Source organism: Amycolatopsis sp. TNS106, assembly GCF_019330265.1.
GTDB classification, from domain to species: domain Bacteria; phylum Actinomycetota; class Actinomycetes; order Mycobacteriales; family Pseudonocardiaceae; genus Amycolatopsis; species Amycolatopsis lurida.
Genome location: NZ_CP024972.1, coordinates 987,251 through 1,007,322, shown reverse-complemented (window position 1 = coordinate 1,007,322; position 20,072 = coordinate 987,251). Strand labels below are relative to the sequence as shown.

At 69.3% G+C, this 20,072-nt stretch carries 17 protein-coding genes; 5 read left to right on the top strand and 12 right to left on the bottom strand.

Features of this window, described 5'->3' with window-relative positions:
- Positions 1–9: 9 nt before the first annotated feature.
- From CVV72_RS04640 to CVV72_RS04630, 3 genes are read right to left on the bottom strand one after another with little or no spacing between them, the layout of a single operon-like run.
- Positions 10–1,281: an FAD-dependent monooxygenase gene (locus CVV72_RS04640; protein WP_219151187.1), complete on the bottom strand. Its 1,272-nt coding sequence runs from the start codon at positions 1,279–1,281 to the stop codon at positions 10–12.
- Positions 1,259–2,056: an aspartate/glutamate racemase family protein gene (locus CVV72_RS04635; protein ID WP_219151186.1), complete on the bottom strand. Its 798-nt coding sequence runs from the start codon at positions 2,054–2,056 to the stop codon at positions 1,259–1,261. The genes CVV72_RS04640 and CVV72_RS04635 overlap by 23 nt, the downstream gene beginning before the upstream one ends.
- On the bottom strand, positions 2,053–3,099 hold the full coding sequence (locus tag CVV72_RS04630; RefSeq protein WP_016335108.1) for a hypothetical protein: 1,047 nt from the start codon (positions 3,097–3,099) through the stop codon (positions 2,053–2,055). The genes CVV72_RS04635 and CVV72_RS04630 overlap by 4 nt, the downstream gene beginning before the upstream one ends.
- A gap of 196 nt (positions 3,100–3,295) precedes the next feature.
- On the opposite strand from CVV72_RS04630, the gene CVV72_RS04625 reads away from it, so the two are divergent.
- The 3 genes from CVV72_RS04625 to CVV72_RS04615 all read left to right on the top strand — a co-directional run bounded on the left by CVV72_RS04625 (position 3,296) and on the right by CVV72_RS04615 (position 5,541).
- Positions 3,296–3,796, top strand: coding sequence for a MarR family winged helix-turn-helix transcriptional regulator (locus tag CVV72_RS04625; protein WP_219151185.1), 501 nt, complete (start codon positions 3,296–3,298; stop codon positions 3,794–3,796).
- Positions 3,797–3,880: 84 nt separating this feature from the next.
- A complete protein-coding gene (locus CVV72_RS04620) occupies positions 3,881–4,546 on the top strand; it encodes a HEAT repeat domain-containing protein (RefSeq protein WP_219151184.1) in 666 nt (221 codons plus the stop codon).
- A complete protein-coding gene (locus tag CVV72_RS04615; RefSeq protein WP_219151183.1) occupies positions 4,540–5,541 on the top strand; it encodes a HEAT repeat domain-containing protein in 1,002 nt (333 codons plus the stop codon). Before CVV72_RS04620 ends, CVV72_RS04615 begins: the two co-directional genes overlap by 7 nt.
- 257 nt (positions 5,542–5,798) lie before the next feature.
- On the opposite strand, the gene bluB is transcribed toward CVV72_RS04615, so the two are convergent.
- Positions 5,799–6,446: a 5,6-dimethylbenzimidazole synthase gene (gene bluB / locus CVV72_RS04610; protein ID WP_219151182.1), complete on the bottom strand. Its 648-nt coding sequence runs from the start codon at positions 6,444–6,446 to the stop codon at positions 5,799–5,801.
- Between the two features lie 21 nt (positions 6,447–6,467).
- Positions 6,468–7,301, bottom strand: coding sequence for an alpha/beta fold hydrolase (locus CVV72_RS04605; protein WP_219151181.1), 834 nt, complete (start codon positions 7,299–7,301; stop codon positions 6,468–6,470).
- Positions 7,302–7,399: 98 nt separating this feature from the next.
- Between CVV72_RS04605 and CVV72_RS04600 the strand changes: the two genes are divergently transcribed.
- Entirely contained in the window at positions 7,400–7,801 is a 402-nt protein-coding gene (locus tag CVV72_RS04600; protein WP_255632517.1) for a helix-turn-helix domain-containing protein, read from the top strand.
- Here CVV72_RS04600 and CVV72_RS04595 read toward each other — a convergent pair.
- Both CVV72_RS04595 and CVV72_RS04590 read right to left on the bottom strand, forming a co-directional pair.
- A complete protein-coding gene (locus CVV72_RS04595; RefSeq protein ID WP_255632516.1) occupies positions 7,783–8,205 on the bottom strand; it encodes a hypothetical protein in 423 nt (140 codons plus the stop codon). The genes CVV72_RS04600 and CVV72_RS04595 overlap by 19 nt on opposite strands.
- Entirely contained in the window at positions 8,202–9,419 is a 1,218-nt protein-coding gene (locus CVV72_RS04590) for a hypothetical protein (protein ID WP_219151180.1), read from the bottom strand. The genes CVV72_RS04595 and CVV72_RS04590 overlap by 4 nt, the downstream gene beginning before the upstream one ends.
- Positions 9,420–9,601: 182 nt before the next feature.
- Between CVV72_RS04590 and CVV72_RS04585 the strand changes: the two genes are divergently transcribed.
- Entirely contained in the window at positions 9,602–10,237 is a 636-nt protein-coding gene (locus CVV72_RS04585) for a DUF1345 domain-containing protein (protein WP_219151179.1), read from the top strand.
- A gap of 4 nt (positions 10,238–10,241) precedes the next feature.
- Here the strand turns inward: CVV72_RS04585 and CVV72_RS04580 are convergent, their stop codons facing one another.
- The 5 genes from CVV72_RS04580 to CVV72_RS04560 form a co-directional block, all read right to left on the bottom strand.
- Complete coding sequence (locus tag CVV72_RS04580) at positions 10,242–11,828, bottom strand: helix-turn-helix domain-containing protein (RefSeq protein ID WP_219151178.1); 1,587 nt, start codon at positions 11,826–11,828, stop codon at positions 10,242–10,244.
- Positions 11,829–12,155: 327 nt separating this feature from the next.
- Positions 12,156–14,579: a glucan 1,4-alpha-glucosidase gene (locus tag CVV72_RS04575; RefSeq protein WP_219151177.1), complete on the bottom strand. Its 2,424-nt coding sequence runs from the start codon at positions 14,577–14,579 to the stop codon at positions 12,156–12,158.
- 178 nt (positions 14,580–14,757) lie between these two features.
- The gene (locus CVV72_RS04570; protein WP_255632515.1) at positions 14,758–17,970 is read right to left on the bottom strand and encodes a fibronectin type III domain-containing protein; all 3,213 of its coding nucleotides are present in this window, start codon (positions 17,968–17,970) and stop codon (positions 14,758–14,760) included.
- Between the two features lie 450 nt (positions 17,971–18,420).
- Positions 18,421–18,948, bottom strand: coding sequence for a hypothetical protein (locus CVV72_RS04565; RefSeq protein ID WP_219151175.1), 528 nt, complete (start codon positions 18,946–18,948; stop codon positions 18,421–18,423).
- Between the two features lie 33 nt (positions 18,949–18,981).
- The gene (locus CVV72_RS04560; protein ID WP_255632514.1) at positions 18,982–19,890 is read right to left on the bottom strand and encodes an aminoglycoside phosphotransferase family protein; all 909 of its coding nucleotides are present in this window, start codon (positions 19,888–19,890) and stop codon (positions 18,982–18,984) included.
- Positions 19,891–20,072 lie beyond the last annotated feature (182 nt).

The following is a 20,072-nucleotide window of genomic DNA, read 5'->3' as shown; positions in this document are numbered from 1 at the left end:
CAGCTCGCCTCAGCGGGCGAACTGGTAGTGGATGGACTCGGTGTCGGGGTCGGTGAGCGGGCTGCCGTTCCACAGCCAGTCGTAGGACACGTCGGATTCGCCGTCGAAGCGCCGCAGCTTCTCGTCCCGTTCGCGCTGCTCGGGACCGTCGGGCAGATGGTAGAAGTCCATGTTCTGCAGCGAAGCGTCCTGGACCATGCCCGCGTGCTTGGCACGCCGGTCCACGTAGCGGACCAAGGCTCCGTCGATCCCGTCGCGAGTGACCCGCCCCAGCTCCTCGGCCAGCACCGCGGCGTCTTCCATCGCCTGGGACGCGCCTTGCGCCTGGTACGGCAGCATCGCGTGGCACGCGTCGCCGAGCAGGGCGACCCGGCCGTCGACCCAGACCGGGTCACGGCGGCGGCGGTACATCGCCCACACCGAGACGTCCTCGTCCTTCGCCTTCGCCAGCATCGTCGGAACCCGATCGTCCCAGTCGTGGTACTCCGCGGCGAGTTCGGCGGCGGTGGCCGGGCCGCTCCAGTCCTTGGCCACCGTTTCGGTGCACGGCACGATCGCGACCACGTTGAGGTACTCCCCGCCGCGAATCATGTAGTGCACCAGGTGTTTGTTGGGGCCGTACCAGATCGTGGAGTGGTACCGGTCGACCAGGAACCGGGTGGCGGGATCCTGCGCGATCAGGTCCCCGGAGATCAGGGCACGGTAGGCCATCTCGCCGGAGAACGCGAGGGTGTCGTCGAAGCCGGCGAGATCGCGCACCGAAGACCGGATGCCGTCCGCTCCGACCACGATGTCACCGGTGAACCGGCGTCCGTCGGCGGTGATCACCGTCGGCCGGTCCGGCACCGACCGGTCGAGGTCGACCACCCGCGCGCCGGTCGCCACCCGCACCACCGGACCGGGGACGTCCGGATCGAGGCAGGCGTCCAGCAGCACTCCGTGCAGGTCGGCGCGGTGATAGTGCCAATAGGGCGCGCCGTACTGGTCGATCACGCGCCTGCCCAGCTCCAGCTGGGCGATGATGCTCCCGTCTGCCCAGCGACGGCGCACCTGGTCCTGCGGCTCCGTCCGCACCCGCTCGAGCCGGGCACGCAGGCCGAGCCCGATGAGGATCCGGCTCGCGTTCGGCGCGGTCTGGATGCCGGCGCCGATCTCGCCCAGTTCCGGGGCGGCCTCGACCACGGTGACGCGCAGACCCCGTTGCCGCAGGGACAACGCGGCGCAGAGCCCACCGAGCCCGCCACCGACGACAACGACCTCAAACGACTGACTCGCGGCCATGCCCGCCTCCCGTCTTCGTCATAGCTTTCGCGCCACTGAGCAAGCTGCCGGCACCGGGCACCCAAGGCTCCACGCCGAGTTCCGAGAGGATCCGGAACGTCGTGGCCGTCGCCGCCGAGAGGACCGGGAGCCCGATCTCGTCCTCCACCGGCTGGATCGCGGGCAGCGAAGGCATCTGGACACAGGCGGAGAGCACCAAAGCGTCCACATCGGACAGATTCAGTTCGCGGTGGTGCTCTCGCAGCCCCGCGGGATCCAGCCGGGCGACGGCGAGGTTGTCCGCCACTTCGAGCGAAAGCGCGTCGGCGACCTCGAACCCGGCGTCCTCGATGTACTCCGCCACCGCCTTGGTCAGCGGCTTCATGTACGGCGTGATGATCGCGACCTTGCGGGCGCCGAGCGCGCTCAGCCCGGACAACAGCGCGCCGGCGCTGGAGACGACCGGTGACTCGCAACCTTCTTCGCGCAGCACGCGCGTGATGTCGTCCTCGGCGGTGCAGTGATAACCGGGTCCCTGGGCCATGATCGCCACCAGGCACGCGGTGGCGACCACGTCGGGCTTGGCGTCGGCGAGTTCGGCCGCCGCGCGCCCGGCCTGGGCGTTCATCGCCCGCAGTTGTTCGGGTTCGACGTGCCGCATCCTGGCGCGCGCGGAGTGGAAGACGAACCGGTCCCCTGGCTCGGCCTCCTCCCTGGCGCGCAGCATCCGCGGCAGCTCGGTCTCCATGGTGAGGTTCGAACTCGGGACGATCATCCCGATGTGGTGGTCGCTCATCGGCGGGCCGCCGGACGCATCTCGGCCACGGTCAGCTCACCGTTGTCGACGATCAGTTCGTCGTCCAGGTAAAGGGAATTGCCGCGCATCGGGATGTCGAAGTGGCACGGCGTGTCGTTCGGGCCGCCGAGTTCGTTGTTGGGGCCGATGGAGAACATGACGTTGCCGTAGAAACTCCGCAGTTCCATCCCCATCCCGCCGGGGAACTGGGTCAGGCCGTGCCAGTGGGCGCGCTCGTCGAGCCCCCAGCCCACGTGGCTCATGCCGTAGCCGCGCGGATCGTCGAAGCTCTCGATGTACGAGCGCAGCAGATCCGCGTCGAGCCCGGACGACCCGGCCCCGCCGCGGATGTCCCGGATGAATCCCTGCTCGATGGTGATTTCCACCGGGGTCTGTACGTAGGTGTTGAACGGCAGCAGGACATCTCCCGGCGAAAGGACGATCTTCCCGTCGACGCCGTCGTCGGCGCCGCCGGTGAACACGAACGCCGCCGGCCAGTGGTCCCAGCGGCCGGGAGTGTCGGTGTAGCCGTATTCGGACAGCGTCGGGTACACGCCGAGCTGATAGGTGACGTCGGTACCCGCGGGGCTGGTGATCCGCATCGTGCCCGCCTTGGCGAGCAGTTCCGCGCCGATCTCCACCCGCTCGCGCAGTTCCTTCGTCGGCATGAGCCTGGCCAGCAGCTCGGGCGGTTCGACGGCGGTGAGGATCCGGGTGCCCGCGTCCTGGATGGCGAACTGTTCCTTGCTGAACAACAGGAACGTGCAGTCGACCACCATGTCCACGCTCTTGAGCGCCTCGACCGCCAGCGGGATGTTCCCGAGCCCCGAGTCACCGACCGCCCACGCGCCCGCGGCGCTGACGGGCGACGGCAGCCGCATGTGGTACGCCGAGGCGCCCAGCTGCTGGGCGGCCCACAGGAAGGCGTCGGCGTACTCCGCCCGCTCACCGCCGCGGGTCAGCACCACCACGGTCTCGCCCTCGTGCACCCCCGAGAACGTCAGCTGGCGCAAACAGATGTCGTTGAACAGGTTCCGGTCCATCGCCGACCACCTCCATATTGATCCGAGCACGTACTATCCGGGTACGGAAGACCGGCCTTCATACGAACACGTACTATCCGGATACGCAAGAGATGGCGGAGGACAGATCTCGGCCACCTTCCCGTGAGCGACCGTCCGGACACGTAGGATCACCGCGGGGGCCCGGGCAGCGGGTTGGAGCCGACAAGGAGCAACGATGGTTGAATCGGCGCGCACGGGCCGGCGCAGGGACGACACGCCGGCCGTCACTCCCGCGACGCCGTCGGACCTGCTGGCGGCTCCCGGCTACGGCGCGCGCAGGCTGTACCAGGCGTACCTCGCCGCGTGGAACCGCCACGTGGATCCGGTGCTGACCGGTCCCCAGTTCGCGGTCCTGTCGGCGGTCCGCGCCTATCCCGGCAGCGACCAGAGTTCCCTCGCGGGAGCCGTCGCGCTCGACACCTCGACGATGGCCGACCTGTGCCGCAGGCTCGAACGGCGGGGTCTCATCCAGCGCGTCGAATCCCCGCACGACGCGCGCCGCAAACTGCTTTCGCTCACCGACGAGGGCAAGTCGGTCCTGAGCCAGGTGAACCGCCGGGCCCGCCGCCTGGACAAGGCGCTCCTCGACGGCGACGACGACGTCGACATGGCGGCGTTGCTCAACGCGCTCGGTGCCCGCTGGGAGCGGATCGCCGAGGTCGACAAGCTGCGCTGAGGCCGACACGCCGGGTCCCGGCGCTCCGGGGTTGACCTTGACATCGTGACAAGGTCTTCACTGAAGCGCAGGAGGTGGTTCCCCATGAACCCGACCACGGACACACCGCTGCTCGACGCGCTCGGAGCCGAGGACTCGTCAATGAGGCTCAAGGCCGCCATGGCCGCGGGCACCCGGCCCGACGCGCGCTTCACCGACGCCCTCGTCGCCCGTTGCGCGATCGAGCCGGACTTCTTCGTCCGCGACATGCTCACCTGGGCACTGACCCGTCTCCCGCCGTCGAGCACGGTGCCCCGGCTCCTGGTGGAGCTTCGATCCGGGCGGGCACAGGCACGGAGTCAGGCGTTGCACACCCTGTCGAAGATCGGGGACCGCGCCGCCTGGCCCGCGATCACCGGCTCCCTGCTGCACGACGCCGACGACGAGGTGGCGCGAAGTGCCTGGCGTGCGGCCGTCATCCTCGTGCCGGAGGGGTTGCGAGCCGAACTCGCCGCGGAGCTGGCCACCGAGTTCGGCCGTGGTGACCGGAACCGGCGGCTGAGCCTCAGCCGGGCGCTCGTCGCGCTCGGGGACGCCTGCGAGCCTGCCCTGCGGAAGGCCTCGGAGAGCCGCGACGACGCGGTGCGCGCACACGCCTTCGCCACGGAGCGGCTCCTCCGCGACCCGGAGGCCGGGTTCGACGTGACCGCGGACGAAGCGAAACGGATCATCGCGCTCGGTCCGCAACGGACAGGAGGATCGGCGTGCTGATCGGCGAGGTGGCGCGGCGTTCGGGGGTGAGCTCCCGGATGCTGCGCCACTACGACTCCCTCGGGCTGGTGCGGCCGACGGGACGCACCGTCGGCGGCTACCGGGAGTACCAGGACGAGGACATCCGCCGGATCTTCCATGTGGAGAGCCTGCGCTCGCTGGGATTGTCGCTGCGCCAGATCTCGCGCGCGCTGGAGGACCCGACCTTCACGCCGTCGGCGCTGGTCGGCGATCTCATCCGCCAGGCGGAAGACCGGTTGAACCAGGAACAGGAACTGCTCGCGCGGCTGCGCACGGTCGACGCGTCCGCGCCCTCGGACTGGCAGGACGCCCTTCGCATCGTGGAACTCCTGCGAGGGCTCACTTCGCCTCACGCTGCGCGCCGCCAGCAGGCCGCACTGAACCCGGCCGAAGACCTGCCGGTTCCCGCCGACCGGATCGCCGGCGCGATCCTGACCGAGGCCGATCCGAATGTCGCCGGTGCCCTGCGCTGGGCCCTCGCGCGGGCGGGCGGCGACGGGGTGGCCGAGGTGGCGGCAGGCTTGCGCGCCGACGACGCCGACGTCCGGCAGCGCGCGGTGCTGGCGCTCGCCGAGATCCCTGGCGAGGAAGCGGGCAAGGCGCTCACGGAGGCGCTCGGGGACTCCGACGCGAGAGTGCGCGGGCCCGCCGCTCTCGCCTTGGGCGGAAGGGGCACGACGGCGGCCATCCCCGTCCTGGTCCGCATGGTGGTCGACGGCACGAACGACGTCGAAGCCGCGGAGGTCCTGGGCGCGCTGGTGGAGAACCCACGCTCGGAGGAACGGATCGTGGCCGCCTTGGCCGACGCGCTCACCGAGGATTCCGCGGTCCGGATCCGCGTGGTCCAGGCCCTGGCGGAGATTCCCGGGACCAAGGCAGGCGGCATGCTGGAGCGGCTCGCCGGGGACGCCGATCCGGCTGTCGCGCTGATCGCGGCCGCCCTGGCCGGCCGGGACCGGCCTGGTGAGGGATAAGCGGCCTTGTTCGTCCACAAGGGACACTTCATGGGGTCCGCTCGTGGCCCCGCCGGCTTTCGGGACAAACTCGGCTCACGCGGCGCTTGCGGCGGCACGCTGGGGTTCGGGTGTTCCCAATGTCGCATTAGAGACACTCAGCGTCCCAAATGCGACATTGGGAACACCCGAGCGGCGAAACGACGTCGCGAAAGCCACTTTCGCAACACGCCACCTTTGCCTCACCCCTGAGTCAATCGCCTGAATCGGGCGCTTGCTCATCCACGCGGCTCGTACCGTTCGTGGTGCAGCACGGCGTCGAGCGGAAGCCGTTCCCGCCAGCCGTGCCGCTCCAGATCGGGGACGGTGGGCAGGTCCCGCACCGGGCCGACGCACAACCACGCCACTGGACGGACATTTCCGGGGAAACCGACCAATTCGCGCAGGAACTCCTCACGATAGAAGCTGACCCAGCCGACGCCGAGCCCTTCGGCGGTCGCCGCCAGCCAAAGGTTCTGAATGGCCAGACACACCGAGTACAGGCCGGTGTCGGCGATAGCGTGCCTTCCCAGCACGTCGGGCGCACCGCGTGCCGGGTCGTAGCCGACCACGATCCCGGCGGAGGACTCGACGATCCCCTCGATCTTGATGTTCGCGAAGACACCGGCCCGTCCGGCGTCCAGCCGATCCTCGAAAACCTCCCGTTCGGCCAGCACGTGCTCGCGAAACCGCTTTCGAAGGTCCACATCGGACACCACGACGAAATCCCAGGGCTGCGACAGGCCCACACTCGGCGCGGCGTGGGCCGCGCTCAGCACACGGCGCAGCACCTCTTCCGGAATCGGCTCCCCGGTGAACTCGGCCCTGGTGTCCCGTCGCCGGAAGATCGTGCCGTACAGCGAACCGTCCTCTGCCTCACGCGTCATGCGCTTGATCGTGCCTGGGACTCAAGGGACGGCGAGGAACGGGGTCAGCAGGCGGAGCAGTTCCGCGGGCCGGTCCAGCGGGATGATGTGGCCGCAGTCCTCGATGAGGTGACCGGTGAGGTCGTCGGCGACGGGACGCAATTGCCGTTCCAGCGCACTGCCGACCGGGTCGGCGCCGATCGTCATCGTGGGCATGGTGAGGCGACCGCCCGCCACTGCTTCGCCGATCTGGCGCGCGGAGTCCGGCATGGCGCGATAGTAGGAGAAGGCGCAGCGCAGGGCGTCCTGCCCGGTGTAGGCGTCGACGAAGGCGTCGCGGATCTCGGGCGGCACGCCGCGCCCGAGCGTGCCCGCCTCGATGAACCAGTCGATGTACTCCGCCTCGTGCCCGATCAGGACCTTTTCGGCGAGGCCGGGAACGGCGTGGAAGCCGAACCACCACGGCGGGCCGCCCGCCAGGAAGTCCTCTGCGCCAGGCAGCGCACCTGCCAGCGACTCCATCACGACGAGCCGCCGAACCAGATCCGGCCGCCGCAACGCGAGCAGGAGGGCGACCGGTGTGCCGGCGTCGATGGCGACGACGTCCGCAGTGGGTTCGCCGAGGGTGTCGAGGATGCCTTCGGCGTCGGCGACCAGCGTGCCCGCGTCGTAGCCGTCCGCGGCGCGGGTGCTGCCGCCGAGCCCGCGCAGATCCGGGGCGATGACCCGGTGGTTCCCGGCCAGCGGGCCGATGACCTCGCTCCAGAGCCGCCAGGTGTGCGGGAAGCCGTGGAGCAGCAGGACCGCGGGTCCGCTGCCCGCGACGGCCACGTCGACCTCGATGCCGTTGATGCCGATCCGTCGTACCTCGGGCACGTCGCCTCCACTGTGGTTACCATTGGTTACCAGAAAACCGTAGGTAACTTCCGGCGTGCCGCCAAGTCGGCACTTTCCCCACAGGTGGTGAGCTCCAGGTGACCTCCGAGCGGACACGGCGCGGCGATCTGTTCGACCCCGAATGCCCCACTCGCCGTCTGCTGGACCGCATCGGCACGAAATGGACGTCGATGGCGGTCAAGGTCCTCGCGGAGGCGGCTCCGGGCGAGGTCCGATTCGCCGAGTTACGGCGCCGGATTCCCGGTGTGTCCCAGAAGATGCTGTCGGTGACCTTGCACAGCCTGGTCCGTGACGGCCTCGTCGCGCGCCGGGTGGAGCCCACCGTGCCACCCCGCGTGCACTACCGGCTGACCGACCTGGGCCGGTCGCTCGACGTCCCGCTGGCGGCGCTCCGGAACTGGGCCGAAGAGCATATGGCCCGGATCGACGAGGCCAACGCGACGGCGGACGACTCCCCGGCTCAGAGCGGCTCCAGATAGGACCGCTCGGACCAGTCGTCGTCCTCGTCGTCACGGGGGCGGGGTTTCCGCGCGGGCGGTTCCGGCGCCGGCGCGGACAGCTTTTCCAGCTCCGCGACGGCGTCGTCGACGTCCAAAGTGGCCAGTTCGCCGACCTGCCGTTCCAAGGACGACCAGGCTTCGCCGGCGAGCCGCTGACGTTCCTCGGCGGGCAACGCGTCGATGATCCGCCACCAGCCGCGCGCCTCCTGGACGAATTCGTCCAGGACCGGACCGTGGGCCAGCAGTTCGTGCGGCCGCCGTCGCCCGGCGAGCACCTCCCCCGCGAAGTCCCCGGCGGCGCCGCCGGTCGCCGCCAGCAGCCGCATGGCCGTCTGCCGTGCCCGCTCGCCCTGCTCGGAGCCGAAGAGCTCGTGTCCCGTCACAGCTTCACCCGCCTGCTCTTGGCCGGGCACTCGGCGTCCCGGTGTTCGTAGTCCTGCGGCCACTGCGGCGGTTCGCCCATCGCGATGGTGGCTTCCAGCAGTTCGTCGAGCGTCTTCTCCCCCGCGAAAGCGTGTGCCAGCCCGAGCGCGGCGCTGATCCAGGTCTGGATGATCCCGACGATCTCGTTGAACGACAGCACCAGGTGGATGATGTCGCGCAGCTCGGGATCCTGGAAGATGTTGACGAGCTTGCCGCGGCGTCCCAGCTCGGACAGTGCTTCGCTGATGATCTCCGCCACCCGGACCCCGCGCTCCAGCCCGAGTTTCTTGCCCTTGGTGAGGATCAGCAGCGCGATGTCGATCGCCGAGCTGTAACCGTGCCTGATCTCCTGCATCATGTGGTACGCGAGCTTCGCCAGCGCCTGGATCGCCCGGCACGCGCCGTGGAAGTACTGAGCCAGCTGCAGCACGCAGGCGCGGTAGTCGGCCAGCCAGTTCTTCGCGCGGTCGGCGGCCTCCCCCGCCCACACCCCCTGGATCCCGAACCGGCCCTGGTCGATGTTGGCCGCGATGTTCTCCAGCCCGATCGCGGCGTCGTGGTAGAGCACCGCCTGCTCCTGCAGCACGGTCCAGTCGCCGACGAGCAGGTCGGCGAGCATGGTGATGAAGTCCTTGTCGGACCCGGTGAGCATCTTGATCACCTCGGCGACGTCGCCCAGCGACCCGCCGAGATCGAGCAGCTTCTCGCGTTCCTGCTCGGCCTTCACCGGCCACCAGGACGGATCGGTGATGGCCGTCGGGTCGGGTCCGCCGTATCCGACCAGGACGGCGTCGCGGAACGCCGCGGCCCCCGCCGGGTCGCGCACTTCGTCCGCCGGGATCCGCGCGGCGTCCGGCTCCGGGTTGAGCCGGTCCAGCAACTCGGCCGCGCGTGCGTCCACCACGCCGTACCAGTGCGCGACGCACCGCAGTTCGTGTCCGCCGCCCGCGGCGAGATTGGCCGCGAACCCCGACTGGGTCAGCGCCGCGCGCTGCCACTCGTCCAGTTTCGGCCAGGCGGCGGCCAGGAAACCTTCGCCGCGTTCAGTGTCGAACCCGGCCCCGACCAGCCGTTCGAACCAAAGCCGATAGGAGTCGGCGCCCGCGCTCGCCCGCAGGACCAGGTCTCCCAGCGCGCGCACCGCGGCCGGCTCGACCGAGAACCCCTGCCCCATTCGTCCCCCTCGTACTCCGGAAGTGTTCCTTCGACGCTCCCGAAGTCTGACAGGTTGCCATGAAATGTCACATCACTGGAACGGAGTACCGCGTGCGAAACTGACCCGATCATCGACGAAAGGAGATCACGCTGTCTCGCCAAACGGCTCGGGCCTGGCTGTCCGAGCGCCGCAGGAGCGGCTTGAGCGCCGCGTTCGCGCTGGTCGTCGCCGCGTCGGTGGCCGTGCTGGGCGAAGACGTGCTGTCGTTCACGATGGTGGACGCGAGCGTTCTGGTCCTTCTCGCGTATCTCGTCGGCTACCTCGTCGTGACGGTGGCCGCGTTCGGCGCGGCGACCTCCGAACAGATCCACGACTGGGCGAGCCGGGAAAGCCGCGGCACGTTCGCGCAGCGGTACATCTTCGGGACCGCGCCGGGGCCGGGGGTGTCGATCGTCATCGCGGCGGCCGCGCTGGCGGTGGCGGTGGTGTGGATGCCGGGATTCGGCGGCGAGAGCCTGCCGGCGGGCGCGCGCGTCGGCGTCGCGGTGGCACTGGTCGTCGTCGCGTGGATCTGCGTCCTGGTGTCGTTCGCGATCGCCTACCACGCGGACGACGTCGTCGAACAAGGCGACGCCCTGCGGTTCCCCGGCGACGGTCCCGCCGAGTGGTCCGACTACATCTACTTCGCGGTGTCCGTGATGACGACCTTCGGGACGACAGATGTGGACGTCGTCTCCCGGGAGATGCGCCGGACCGTGACCACGCACGCGGTCATCGCCTTCGTGTTCAACACGGTGACCGTGGCGGCGGTCGTGTCCACTTTGAACGGCGGCTGACGCCTCAGCCCAGTTTCAGCAGGATCGGGCTGCCGGTGACGGTGACCTCGGCACCGGGTTCCACCGGCGTGACGGTTCCGTCGAGGTCCTCGACCGACGTGGCGCCCTGAACCGCCGGGATCCGCTCGGACCGGTCGATGGCCCACCAGATCAGGAAGGCCTTGCCACCCTGATCGAAGCGGCACTGCCACAGGTGATCGGGCAATCCGGCCGCGCGCCCTTGCCCGCAGGAATGGATCCGGCTGCCCGCCAGCCAGGTGTGCAGGCGTTCCACATGTCGTGCCGCCTTGGTCTGCGGACCGCCCGCGGGCTGCAGCACGATGGGGATCTTGGCGCTGCCCCAGTTGTAGAAGTACATGCGGCGGTATTGCGCGTAGAGACCGGAAAGGAAGAACCGGACCGCGTGCTGCGCGCCCCGATCGGCGTCGACGGACCGTTGCCTGTTCACGTCATAGGCCGAGCCGGTGCTCCACAACCTGATGCCGACGCCGGCTTCATGCAATACCTTCTCGATCTCCTGTGCCAGCGGCAGCATCGTCTCCGGCGGGTCGGAGTCGTTGCGGGGAGCCAGTTTCATCGCGGCGGCGTCGCAATGGTCGTAGCCGTCGAGCTTCGCGAACCGCCGGAATCCGTCGAACGCCGCGGGATCCCAGAGCTCACCCATCGACGGGCAGACCACGGTGGCGGCGGGGTCGGCGGACTTGATCACCTGGCTCGCCCTGCGCGTCATCTCCACCAGCCCGGCCATCGAACCGGAAAAGAAGTCCGGATGATTGGCCATGTCCCAAAGTTCATAGGCGTCGATCCGGCCGCGATACTGCTCGACCACGGACCGCACGAAACGTTCCCAGTCGGCGAGGTCGTCGGGCGGTCCGGTGCGGGAATCGTCGGTGTAGACGGACTTCGGGCTGGTGGGGCTCGCCCACGACGGGGTGCCACCGAAGGTCATGGTCACCGGGAAACCGGCACCACGGGCGCCGTTCACCAGCCGTTCGAGTGTTTCCCAGTCGTAACTGCCGCGGACGGGCTCCAGGTTCTGCCACCGCGTGCGCGTGTTCCACAACCGGACCGATCCGACCCGGAACGCCGGCATCAGCCCGGTGTTGGAATTCGCCGTCACCCCGACGAATTCCGGGTCGAGCGGGCGTGGCGCGCTCGTCCACATCGCCGCCTGGACGGCGGGCGCGGTGACCGGCGCCCGCCGGTCCGGCGGGTTCGCCATGGCGCCTCCGGCGAGCAGGACGGCTCCGAGGACCACGACGAGCGCGATCCTGGTCAGCGGCCGCCCGCCAGCGGGCTCCGCCGCGTCGCTTTCCCGGATGACCGGCGGCTCGGGGAAGGTGGTACCGCCCAGGTCCGCGCGCTCCCACACCCGGTACAGCTTCGCGAGATCCTCCCGGCTCGCGCCGCACACCGTCGCGATCGCCTCGACCGGCGCGAACGTCGTGGGAACGTTCCTTCCGGTGCAGTAACGGTGCACGGTCGACCGGCTCGAACGCACCTTGCGCCCGAGCTGTTCGTAGCTCAGCCCGCTCCGCTCCTTGTACTCGGTGAGAAGTGCCGCCAGCGTGGCAGCCGCCCCACTCGCCATCCCACTGCGCCCCCTCCGCGCCATGTCCCGGACGGATAACAGTGTCCCATCGTGGGCCTGTCGCCGCGCGAATTCGTGAGATCACGTCTCCCGGACCGGCGTCACCGCAGGTCAAAGGCGCGGCCCTTGGTTCCTGATGGGCCGGGTTGCGAAAGCCACTTTCGCAACATTGAAGGTTGCGAAAGTGGCTTTCGCAACGCCTCCGGCCAGGCACGGCGCCCAGCTCCAGCACGACGAGTACGTGAAGGCCCCCTTCACTGCGCCTGGCGCAGTGAAGGGGGCCTTCACGTACCTCGAGCGGGCAACCGCCCGTCCACTCACGAGGGCTCAGGGCCGCCAGGTGTCGTTCAACGCCATCGTGCAGCCACCCGAAGCGGTGCCCGCCCGATTCGCGCCCGATTCCCACGTTACGGCGCCGCCCTCCTTGCGGATGTACTTGTACTGGAAGGCCGCTCCCTTCGGCAGCGTGACGTTCGCCGTCCACAAAGGATAGTCGGCCGACGACATCGGGACCGCGTTCGCCGGGTTCCACGCACCGAGTTCGGGCCGGTCGCCGACGACGAAGATGTTCTGGCCCCACGAAGTCGTGGCGTTCACCGTGAACTTCGCCGAAACGGCGGAGCACGCCGCGCTGTAGCGCTGCTTGACCACCGACGGCGTCTCGACCGGGGCCCCCGCGTCGATCGAGTGAGCCAGCCGCACGAACTGCGCCATCGACCAGGCCAGCGGCGTCGCCGAGCCGGTGCCTTCGCCGAAGGTGAACCCACCGGCGCTCTGCCGGTCCCAGACCTGTTCGGGGATCAGGTAACCGGGATTCGCCGAGGCGGCCATGGTCGCCAGATGCGTCGTCGCCGGTCGGCCGTTGGCCAGCTCGTACTCCCCGCGCTCACCGGTGAGCAGCGGCCACAGCCGTCCGACACCGGCACCGGTGTACGGGCCGCCGGAAGCGGTTTCGCCGTAGCCGTCGTGGTTGTACCGGTACCACATCGGGCCGTTGGGGGTGTTTACCTTCAGCGTGGAGTCCACTTCGGACAGAGAGGCGGCGACGTCCGGATCGGCCGCCGGTTTCACGCCGAGGCGGACGAGGTCCAGGAAGCCGGCGTCGATGATGGCGCGTTCGTCGTGGTTTCCGCCGCCGTTCTGCAGGAAGACGTTCTGGCCGTCGTCGGGATTGCCATTGCCGTCGATGCGGTGGAAGTACCGGCCGTCACCGAGCGGACCGGACGTGGTGAACGTCCAGGCGCTGACCTGCGCCTGCCACCGGTCCGCGGTTTCGCGGTACCGGGCGGCCGCCGTCGTGTCGCCGTTGCGTTCGGCGATGTCGGCGGCGCAGATCAGCCCGGCGATCTCCGCGGCGATGGTGGACGGCGAGTAGCCGCCGTTCTCCTCCCAGCGTTCCTGCGGGGTCGAAGGACCGTTCGCGACGAGGAAGTCCGCGGACTTCTTCACCTTCGCCCACATCCCCGCGTCGGACCGGCCCAGCTGCCACGCGAGCACGATCGGGAAGGCGACCTCGTCCATCTGCAGGCTGGTCCAGCAATTGGTGCCGTCGAGCCGGGTGTTCTGCGGGAACGAACCGTCCGGCCGCTGCTGGACGGTGAACAGGTAGTCGACCGAACGGTGGGCCGCCGCCGAATCGCCCGCCGCGATCTGCGCGGTCGAGACCTGGTAGAGGTCACGGGACCAGACCGCGTGATACCCGCAGTCCCCCGTGCCGTTCGCGTCTTTCGCCTCGCCCCAGGGGTTGGTGAGCGAGGCGACGTTCGCCCCCGAATAGGTCTTGTCTTCGTGGGCCTTGAGCGTCATCAGCGCCACGTTGTACTGCGTGGTCAAGCCGGCGCCGGTGATCGAACGGGGCACCGCGGCCAGCGAGGAGAGATAGCCGCTCCAGCCGGACCGGTACGCGGTGTCCGCCGCCCCGAAACCACCCGCGAGCGAGGCCGACGCGTTCGCCGACGCGGCGCCGCGATCACCGCCGAACCCGATCGCGAGGGTGAAGGTGGTGTCGGCCCCCACGGGGATCTGCCCCAGCTGCACCAGGTTCCCCGGTGTCGACGCCGTGTCGTACTGCGTGCCGAGAACGTGATCACCGCTCAGGTCGACGTAGCCGTCGCTCGCGGTCCCGCTGTAGCCGCTGGTCGCCTTGACGAAGCCGGTGGAGGCGGCCAGGGCGCTGGAGACCGGCCCGTCCGAAGCGACCAGCTGCCCGCCAGCGGTGGCGCCGGTGTCCCCCATGCCGCTGTTGTTCAGGGACGGGTTGTACAGCGCGTACAACCGCAGCGGACCACCGCTGAGCACCTCGAACCTGGTCTGGATCAGCACCGTGGACCGGGCAGGATCGGCGGTGTGGGTCTTGGTGATCCGGTACCGCCCATTGGTGGCGGTGTTGATCTGCCGGTAGCTCAGGGAGCGCGGGTCGGTGAGCACCAGCTGTTTGGTGGTGTGGTCGCGTTCCAACTGCGTGAACCCGGCACCGTCGGACACCACGTACTGCAGGTCCTGGACGTTGGCGACGTCCACGGTCGGGTAGTAGATCTCGTGATTGATGCCCTGGCCGAGGGTGAACCAGACCTTCGACGCCGCGTTGGTGGCGGTGCCGAAACCTTCTTTGCCCCCGGTCGTCCAGGCCGCCCCGGTACCCGGTGCGCCGGGCGCGTCCGCCAGCGGTGCGGCGCTCACCGGCGTGGACGCCAGGAGCGCCGCCGCGGTCAGCAGCGCGACTGTCGCGCGACGCCGCTTCGGAGATTTCATGTCGATCCTTCCCACAGGCTTCTTCGACGGCAGGATTTGTTGTTAGCGGCAACTTATTCGCTGGCCGCCTCAACCGGCAGGGCCGATCGGAGTAACCCGGACCACTCGCGCCGGTGGTCCGGTCATGGATCCGGCCCCGCCGCGAGTGCGACGGGGCCGGATCAGGGTTTCCGTGGGGTCAGCCCACCGGACGCGGCTTCAGGTTCACCTCCACCGTGTTGCCGGGGCCGGCGGCGACACCGCTGACGATGTCGTTGAGGAACCCGCAACCCTGCAACGGCGGCAGGGTGTAGGAACCGGTGAGCTTGCCACCGGCCAGCGGGTCGAAACCGGCCTTCGACTGGAGCGGGATCTGGGCCGGCGTCTTCGTCTGACAGGCCGGGCTCGCCGAGACCGGGAAGCCGAAGACGCTGATCCGCGGCAGCTTGACCGTCACCGCCGAGGTCGACTTGAGTACCCCGTTGGCCAGGGTTCCCGTGGTCTTGCCCGCCGCAGCGAACTCGATCTTCGCCTTGACCGGGACGAATCCCCAGAGCGTGAGGTTCGCGCTCGTCGGGTTCAGCGTCAGGTCGGCGTCGAAGGTCCCGTTCGCCAGCGTGATCGCGGCGTTGATGCCGCCGCGCAAGTCGATCGGGCCCGTGAGCTTCTTCAGCTGCGTTTTACCGGTCAGGTCGTAGCTGTACTTGACGACCGGGGAGGTGTTCGGCTGGGTCTTCGCCGTGACCGGCGCGCTGGCGGCCGACTTGTTCCCCGCGGCGTCCTTGGCGACCACGGTGAACGAATACTCCGTGTCCGGCGCGAGACCGTCCACAATGGCCGAAGTACCCGTCGCCGACTTCACCAGCGTGGAGCCGTTGTAGACGTCGTACCCGGTGACACCGACATTGTCCGTCGCCGCGTCCCACTCGAGGCTCACGCTGGTCTGCGTGGTCCCGGTCGAGCGCGGGTTGCCCGGCACGCTGGGAGCCACCGCGTCGGGCGCGGCCTGCGTCCGGACGGTGATGGCGGCACTCGGGGTCGACAGGTTGCCGGCCGCGTCCTTCGCGACCACGGTGAACGAATACTCCGTGTCCGGCGCGAGACCGTCCACAGTGGCCGAAGTCCCGGCCACCGACTTCACCAGCGTGCCGCCGTTGTAGACGTCGTAGCCGGTGACACCGACGTTGTCCGTCGCCGCGTTCCACTCGAGGCTCACGCTCGTCTGCGTGGTCCCGGTCGAGCGCGGGTTGCCCGGCGCGACGGGGGCCTGGGTGTCGGGCGCGGTCTGCGTCCGCGCCGTCGCCGCGGCGCTGGCCGCCGAAGCGTTGCCCGCGGCGTCCTTCGCGACCACGGTGAACGAGTACTCGGTATCCGGCGCGAGACCGTCCACAGTGGCCGAAGTTCCCGTCACGGTCTTCACCAGCGTGGAGCCGTTGTAGACGTCGTACCCGGTGACACCGACGTTGTCGCTCGACGCGGTCCAGGACAGCGCGACGCTGGACTGGGTGACGTCGGTCGTGACGAGCCCCGCCGGAACGCTGGGCGCTTCGGTGTCCGGGACCGTGGCGGTCCGGGCGGTCACCGCCGCGCTGGGCTCCGACCTGTTGCCCGCCGCGTCCTTGGCGACGACGGTGAAGGTGTACTCGGTGTCGGCGGCGAGACCGTCGACGGTGGCGCTGGTCTCCGTCACCGACTTCACCAGCGTGCCGCCGTTGTAGACGTCGTACCCGGTGACACCGACGTTGTCACTCGACGCGTCCCACGCCAGGCCGACGCTGGAGGCGGAGGTACCGGTCGCGTGCAGGTTGCCCGGCACGCCGGGAGCCTGCGTGTCGGGCGCGGCCTGCGTCCGCGCCGTGACCGCGGCACTGGCCGCCGAAGCGTTGCCCGCCGCGTCCTTCGCGACCACCGTGAAGGTGTACTCGGTGTCGGCCGTCAGACCGTCGATCGTGGCCTGCGGTTCCGTGACCGACTTGACGACCTCGGTGCCCTTCAAGACGTCGTAGCCCGTGACACCGACGTTGTCACTCGACGCGTCCCAGGCCAGCGTCACGCTGGTCTGGGTGGTTCCGGTCGAATGCACGTTCGCGGGAGCCGTCGGGGCCTGCGTGTCCGGGGCCTTCGCGGTCCGGGCGGTGGCAGGCGCGGTGGCGGGCGAGACGTTGCCCGCGGCGTCCTTCGCCTTGACGGTGAACGCGTACTCCGTGTCGGGGGTTAGGCCGTCGACCGTGGCCGACGTTCCCGTCACGGACTTGACGAGAGTCGCGCCCTGGTAGACGTCGTAGCCGGTCACGCCGACCTCGTCGGTGGCGGCGCCCCAGGACAACGCGACGCTGTTCTGGGTGACTTCGCCGACCGTCACCGCACCGGGGGCCGACGGCGGGGTCGTGTCCGCGGCCTCGGTGATGGTGAAGGTGTGCAGCACGTTGGCCTGGCCGCTCGCGAGCGTGCAGTCCGCGACGAACGTGCCGAGTCCGGTCTCCGCGCCGGAAGCGGTCAACGGCGTCATGGTGAGCGCCAGATCGTGCACCGACAGCGTCGCCGTCCCCGGCTTGTCGAACCGCAACGCCGGCGCCGCGCCGCTCGCGTTGACGATCAGGTCGTTGCCCGTCGGCGGGATCGGCTGCAGCGGGACGGGTGTCGGCACGCCGACCGCGAGATGTCCCTGCGGGCTGGAGACGAGCGAGGTGGCCAGCGCCGATCCCTTGATCTTCTCGGCGCCCACGAGCCGGAGCCCTTCGGTCGCGGTCTTGCCCGCGTTGGAGACGGCCGTGATGTCGATCTTGGGCGTGAACTGGCCGACCGGGATCGTGTCGGGCAGCGTCGCGTTGATGTCGACCGTGACATCCTGGTTCCCGATCAACGGGAACGGGCAGCTGAAGACCTGCCGCAACGGCGGACGGTTCCCTGTGCCGACAACGGCTTCCGGGGTGACCGGAGAGCCGGTCACCGTGTAGGTCTGCAGGACGGTCGCGGCCCCGGCCGCCAGCGTGCAGTCCGAGGTGAAGGTGCCGAGACCGGTGGGGGTGCCGTCGGCCTTCAGCGGGGTCATCACCAGCTGGAGGCCGGTCACCGCGAGCGACGCGGTGCCCGGCTGGTCGAACCTCAGCGCGGGCGCGCTGCCCGTGGCGTTCACGACGAGGTCGTTGCCGGCGGGCGGGATGGGCTGGTTCGGCACGTCGGAGTCGACCTTCACCGTCATCGTGCCCTGAGTGCCGGGCATCGTCACGGTCGAGGTCGCCTTGGCGGTGCCCTTGATGGACTCGGCACCGACGAGCCGAAGACCTTCCGTCGCCGTCTTGCCCGCGTTGGACACGGCGGTGATCTCGATGGCGGGAGTCAGTTTCCCGGTCTCGATCGTCGAAGGCTGCGTGGTCTTGATGGTGACCGAGACATTCTGATTTCCGATCAACGGAAACGGACACGAGTAATTCTGCGTGAGCTCACCCGGAGCCGCGGCACTGGTGCCCGACCCTATCGCGAGTCCCAGTGCCACCAAGGCCGCCGTGCTGACGACGACGATGCCCCCTGTGGCCAGTCTTCGACTACGTCTTCTGTGTTTCACAGGTACCTCTCCAACACATGGACCACGCCGGCCGAAACCACGGACAAACGATTAATGCCCGCTTTCGCGGGCTCTTCCCGGCAGGCGCGTGCACATATTCACGGGTATGCCACAGGGAATTAACACACCCGTGAGGCACCCCAGGCAAGCAAAATCACAGAGACCGCGCGACCATTCTTGGTCTTTGTCATACGCGGTCGATTCACCGTTCGCGAATCTGTCAGCCGCACCCCCAAAACGCCCGACCTCGTCTCGGCGGGGGTGGTTACTGGCCAACAGGGCCGCGATCGAGTCGGCCTACTTGACGCGCCAGGGCGGGACCCAGCCGAGCCGTTTGCAGACCGTGGTGAGGTCGGGATCGGTCAGGCTCCGGCGGTCGGAGAGGTTCGCCGACCGCGGTCCGAGGATCTGCATCCGGTCGACCGCGGTACCCGGATCGCCGATGTCCTTGCGGACCTCGATCAGGAAGTCCGCGTAGAGCCGGAACTGGATGTCGGCAGGCGCCCCGGCCGGCAGCGCCTGCATGAGCCGGGAGTACGCCTGGACGATGCCGTCGGAGCCGTACACGTTCACCCAGGTGTCGAAGCGGCGCTTGTGCGCCAACTCTTCTTCCGTGGGCAGGTCGTCGCTGGTGAACATCCGGTCGAGCATGTCGACGACGGGCTCGCACATGGCGCGCTTCTGCTCGGAGATCCGTTCGCGAACCTGGTCGGCGCTCTGTACCCGGGCTTCGAGACGGCGCGCGGCCAGCGCGAACATCCCGGCGACCACGGCCGCGGAGACCGACGCGACGGCCGCGATCACGGCGACGACGATGGCGGACATCCGCCGATCCAACCACGGATCGACGACGGGCCATCAGCGAATGGCCAGGATCCCGGCCAAGACGCGACGGGCGTTCACCGCTTCCTCGTCGGCGCGGCCCCGCGTCCGGGCACAGGTGACCAGGGTCTTCCACAGCGCCCAGCCACGCCCGCGCTCCCATTCCAGGCTGTCGACCGAAAGCCGCTCGCGAAACGCCCGTCTGCCGTCGTCCGTCAGCACCGTCCAGGCGATGGCCAGGTCGCAGGCCGGATCGCCGACCCCGCAGGTACCGAAATCGATGACGGCCGCCAGTCGCCCGCCGTCGAGCAGAAGGTTTCCCGGTGCGACGTCGCCATGGAACCAACGATCGACGCCGTCCCAGGGAACGTCCAGCGCCGACTTCCAGAGATCCCGGGCCGGACCGATGTCGATTTCGCCGTCCAGCGCCGTGAGCGCGCGCTCGGCGAGCGGGTCGAAGGTGCGCAGGGTGCCGCCCCGGAACCAGTTGTGCTTACCCGGCTGAGGGCCGTCCGTGGCATCGACATTCCTCAACTCCACCAGGAATCCCGCCAGTTCGAGAGCGAACCGCACCGGGTCGGTGATCTCCTCCGCGCTCGCCGGTTCGCCCTCGAGCCACCGATTGATCGACCAGGAGAAGGGGTAGCCGGCGCCGGGATTCCCCTTCGCCAGCGGGACCGGGACGGGCAGCGGCAGCCGCGGAGCGAGCACCGGAAGCCACCGCTGTTCCTTGTCCACCGCCAGGGCGTACTCGGCGGCGCTCGGCAGCCGCGCCACCATCTCGTCGCCAAGCCGGAAAGTCCGGTTGTCCCAACCGGATTCGGCCACCGGCCGGATCGGGAGAGCGGCCCACTCCGGGAACTGTTCCTCGATCAGGCGGCGCACCTGTGCCACGTCGACGGTGATTCGCCGCGGCGGCGGTCCCAGATCCGGCGTACTGCCCAAGACGACTTCCTTCGCTCGATGGTCCCCGCACCGAGTCTGGTCCTGCCGTCCAGTGGATATTCGGCGGCGCCTGGCCGCCAGCCGTTGCGTGAAGTGCGCCCGGACGTGTCGCGAAAGCCACTTTCGGGACATCAGAGGTCTCGAAAGTGGCTTTCGCGACATCCCGCACCGGCCCCGACCGG